General features: G+C 55.5%; 3 protein-coding genes. All 3 read right to left on the bottom strand.

Annotation, left to right across the window (positions count from 1 at the left end; genetic code table 11):
* Positions 1-1,068, bottom strand: a 1,068-nt coding sequence (locus ACPYOJ_RS33860; RefSeq protein ID WP_481420152.1) for a type I restriction endonuclease, incomplete at its 3' end; no start/stop codon positions are given.
* Between the two features lie 9 nt (positions 1,069-1,077).
* Complete coding sequence (locus ACPYOJ_RS33855; RefSeq protein ID WP_481420151.1) at positions 1,078-2,403, bottom strand: restriction endonuclease subunit S; 1,326 nt, start codon at positions 2,401-2,403, stop codon at positions 1,078-1,080.
* The coding region (locus ACPYOJ_RS33850) for a type I restriction-modification system subunit M (protein WP_481420150.1) at positions 2,400-4,791 on the bottom strand (2,392 nt) is incomplete at its 5' end. The genes ACPYOJ_RS33850 and ACPYOJ_RS33855, both read right to left, overlap by 4 nt.

Below are 4,791 nucleotides of genomic sequence, written 5' to 3'. Positions count from 1 at the left end.
GACGCTGTCGAACAGCGGTTGGTCCAGCCCTTTTCCGCCCGCCACGCTGGCAGACGCCGGATAGGTATCTATTAGCTGATACGCCGCCCAGGTGATCGAATTCGACTTTCCGGAACCCGCCGAATGCTGGATCAGATAGCTTTGGCCGACGCCATTCGTGGCAGCGTGTGACAACAGCCGGCGGACGACGTCCAACTGATGGTAACGTGGGAAGATCATCGACTTTTTGGCCAGAGGGTCCGTCGACTTTCCTTCCAGCAGCACGAAGTGCTGGATGATCCCGGCCAAGCTTTCCTTAGTGAACACTTCTTCCCACAGATAGGCGGTCTTGTGGCCGCCGGGGTTGGGTGGATTACCCTCGCCTTCGTTATGACCTTTGTTGAAGGGCAGGAAAACGGTGGCCGGCCCGGCAAGCTTCGTCGTCATGAACACCTCGTCGGTGTCCACGGCCATGTGCACCAATGCGCGGCCAAACTGCAGAAGGGGCTGGCTGACGTCACGGCTTTCGCGATACTGCTTCTGCCCATGGTAGCGAGCGGTCTGACCGGTCCACGCATTCTTCAGCTCGACAGTGATCAGTGGCATTCCGTTGACGAAAAGGACCATGTCGATCTCTTCGCCTGTATTAGTTTCCGAATAGCGGACCTGTCGGGTAACACTGAAGATATTGGCTGCGAAGTTTTCATGGACTTTGGCCGCCGAGCTGGCGAGTGGGGCGGCGTACATGAGGGTGAAGGCCGCGTCATCGACGGAAAGCCCTTTCTTCAACAGATGCAGAAGCCCATTCTTCTTTACTAGCCGGTCAAAGCGTTCGAGTATCTTGCGTTGCCAATCGACGGGGCTGCGGTCTTTCAGTTTTGCCAGCTCTTTGCCTTGTGTGGTCTCCAGAAACTCCCAGAAGAGTTTTGTATCGATCGCATACTGAGCGTCGAAATCAGAAGGTTGACCGAACCGGAAGGAACCGTGTTCGGCCGTGGCAGGCTGGTTGGCCAGGTCCTCATTTATCGTGCCCGTCAGATGCCGCTGAATCGCCTGTTCCAGAGCCACCTCCTTGGTGTTGCTGACCATAGTCCCCCCTCACGCCACCTTGATTTTGCCCGTGACCGTCGCGTCAATCAGGCTGGTCCTGTATTCTCTGAGCGCGACGATCTGCTGTTCCTTAATGGCAATGCCATTGTCGATTTTCTCACAGCCGGCTTTGATATGCGCCGCGATCGCCACCTGCTCGTGCATTGGAGGAAGAAACAAATCGACCTTCGAGAAGTTATCGAAATTCAGGTCCTGACCATCGCGAATAAAGCTACCGGTCGCTTGGAGCGCCTTGATATATCGAGGGCTCTTGAACAAATAGCCGAAGAAGTCTGCGCTCAAGGGCTCCAGCGGCTGCAGAATCACGTAGGATGATCGGATGCAGCCCGTCGCGAATGCCCTCTCCAGCCCACCTTGGAAGCTGCGCATGCTGATAACGAAGTCATCGATCTCGACATGTTTGCGCTTCTCAAGGTTGGTTTGGATTTTAACCACGCGGCGACCAACAAGTTCTTCGAACTTGTCCTGTGGGATAACGCCATAGGATTGGGTTGCGGAAAGCTGGATGTCATCCTTCCGCGCGAGTTCCTTACGCTGAGTGAAAACATACTTGCTTCGCCTGACTTCCCAATGCGCCGGTATTTGCCCGATCCAGTCGACACCACTGTCGTGGAAGGGCGCATCGGGATTGAGGCTGCCGGTGACGGCCTCTTGGATCAGAATCTGCCGCCGCTCGCGCAGCAGCGCGATCTCCTCTTCCTTGATCAACACGGCCTCGTCCACCTTGGCGCATTTCTCATCAAGAAACGCTGCGATGGCGTCCTGTTCATGTTCGGGGGGGAACCAGATGAGGGTTGGCTTGAGGACAGCTTGGCTAATGCTGAAAACCTTGATCCCAGTGACCTCGCTCTGCACCTGCGCACGAAAAGATGTCGAGTCGAGCAGATACGCCATGAATCGAAAGTTCATGGGAACTTTGGGTTTGGCAATGAGGGTGTGATAGCCCGCGAAAGCTTGTCGGTCGCTCCTGTAGCAGGTGAAGTTGCCTGAACCTGCGATATCCTCCGAGGTATCGGCAAAAATAAAATCACCGCGACGCAGAAGCGAAGAATGATTGTTCTTCAGGTACGACGCATCGACACACCTAAGCGCATTGCGGTCCGGATCGACCTCAAAGCCATATTTCGAGTGAACCTCGCCGTAACTCACGCAAGGAATGCCTTCATCCTGAAGGTTCTCCTTAGTGATTGTGAGCCCCTTGCTGAAGTTGAAGGCATGACGCAGACGCGCGACGCGCCATTCAGAGGGAAGTGACGTAAGCTGGCTTGGGGAAGGAGCGTGGTGATCTTCAGCGAAGGGAACAGCAATATTCATCGCACCGCCCCCGTCAGGGTGTTGGGCTCTATCCCGAGGATATCGGCGATCAGGCCGTCGGCTCTTTGCTCGAGCGCCAGAATGTCCCGCGTCACGGCCTCAAGGTTGCGCAGCGGCTTGTGGCGGTAGAAATACTTGTTGAAGCTGATCTCGTAGCCGATCTTCACGGTGTCTAGGTTGACCCAGGCCTCGGGCACATGCGGCTTCACCTCACTCTTGAAAAAGCGATGGATGCTGTCCTTCAGCGGAACAGCCTCGCTGTCGCGCAAATCAGTACTGCTCTCGTAGGTGAGCCAGCTGCCATCAGGCTGAGCATAAAGGCCGAAGTCGCCAAGTTCGTCGATACCACAGCCAAATCGTGCGGCCACATCCCCGAGTTCCGCCTTGGTGAACCGCTTAACGCTGTCGACCACCTTTTCCGCATCGTCGGCATACCAGCTAACAGCGTTCAGGATAGCGTTCTTCTCCGTTGCGGTCAGCTTGATCTTGCGGCCCTTCAGCACCTTGCCGACGTGTTCGCGGAAAGCGTTAAAATCAGCCGATTCTTCCGTGCCAATGGCCTGCATAAGCTGGTGGCCGACTGCGATCAGCTCGCGTTGCCGCTGCCAGAGGCCAGTGTCGACAAGCTTGGTGCGTTGCTTCGCGTTGAGCGCGATCTCCCGTTCCTCGCACCAGGATTGGATCGCCTTGGTCTGTGACTTCAGGAAACCAGTCTCATACACCTTGTCGCCATGTTCGGCCCACAGATGTTCCATTGGCTCGCGCAGGGACTTGTCGAAGCGCAGAGGTTCCAGCCTCTTTGCACTGAACTGGGCACGGCGACGGTCGGGGCGCTCTATAGTCACCTTGTGGTAGCCGAAATCGGTGTTGTCGAAAATTTGCACCGCGATGCCGGTCGGGTCGCCGTTCGCATCCAGTTGCCGTTCGACCGGTTGGAAGGCCAGATAGGCGGCGATGATGTCGCCGATGTGTTCGGGCGCAAACTCGCAGTTCTTGTCGCCCAGGTTTTTGCGCAGTTTGCGAAACATGAGATTGGCGTCAATCAGTTGAACCTTGCCGCGTCGAGCCTCGGGCTTGGCGTTGGTCAAGAGCCAGATGTAGGTGGTGATGCCGGTGTTGTAGAAAAGGTTGTTCGGCAACTGGATGATGGTGTCCAGCATGTCGTTTTCGATGATGTTGCGGCGGATGTTCGATTCACCGCTGCCGGCATCGCCGGTGAACAGGCTGGAGCCGTTATGAACGCTGGCAACGCGCGAACCGATGACGCTGTTGGCGATCGGCTTCATCTTGCCCACCATCTCCATCAGAAAGAGGAGCTGGCCGTCGCTGGAGCGCGGCGTGGCGTCGACGGTTTCCTTGTTTCCCCAGTAGTCGGTCAGTTCTACCTGGAACCGCGGGTCGATGACGTCATTGCCGTCTTTAATGTACTTCAGATCGCTCTTCCAGCTTTTGCCGTAAGGCGGATTTGAAAGCATGAAATCGAAGCGATGACCGGAGAACTCATCTGTCGCGAGCGTGGAGCCGACCTTGATATTCTCGGGGTTGTTTCCCTTGATCATCATATCGGATTTGCAGATGGCATAGGTCTCGTCGTTGATTTCCTTGCCATACAGATAAACGTCGCCCTTGGCCGCGATTGGCCCCTCGGGGTCCTTTATATAGTTCTGGGCTTCGGTTAGCATACCTCCGCTACCGCAGGCCGGATCATAGATTGTCATGACGGGAGGCAGCTGGTCACTGATCGGGTCGAAGATCAGGTGAGTCATTAATTGGATCACCTCGCGCGGGGTGAAGTGCTCTCCAGCTTCCTCATTGTTCTCTTCGTTAAACTTCCGGATCAATTCTTCAAAGACATAACCCATGCCCAGATTCGACAGACCAGGCATAATGCTGCCATCAGGGTCTTCGACATTTTGCGGCGTCAAATTGATGTACGGAGAGATGAACTTCTCGAGCACGTCGAGCAACACCTGCTTGTTTGCCATGTGTCGCATCTGCTCTAGCAGCTTGAAGCGGCCGACGATCTCCTTGACGTTTTCGCTGAAGCCGCCGAGGTATTCTTCAACATTCTCCAAAAGAATCTGCTGATTGTTCGTGGCGGTCGCGTGGAGCTGCTTCAGCGTCCATTTACTGGTGTTGTAGAAAACATATCCGGATGCGGCCGTCAGCGGCGCATCGTCCAGTTCCGTTGATTTCATCTCTTCGCGTTGGAAGCGAACTTCCTCAAGAATCGCCGCCTTGGTGGGCTCAAGCAGCGTGTCGAGGCGACGGAGAACTACCATCGGCAGGATGACGTCACGATATTTGCCGCGGACATATACATCGCGGAGGCAATCGTCGGCAATCGACCAGATGAACGATATGAGCTTGTTATGGGTGGTGAGGTTC

The sequence above is a fragment of the Rhizobium sp. SVR5-9E genome, from assembly GCF_056755095.1.
Note: the sequence above shows the minus strand (reverse complement) of the source record. Positions and strands in the feature narration are given on the sequence as shown.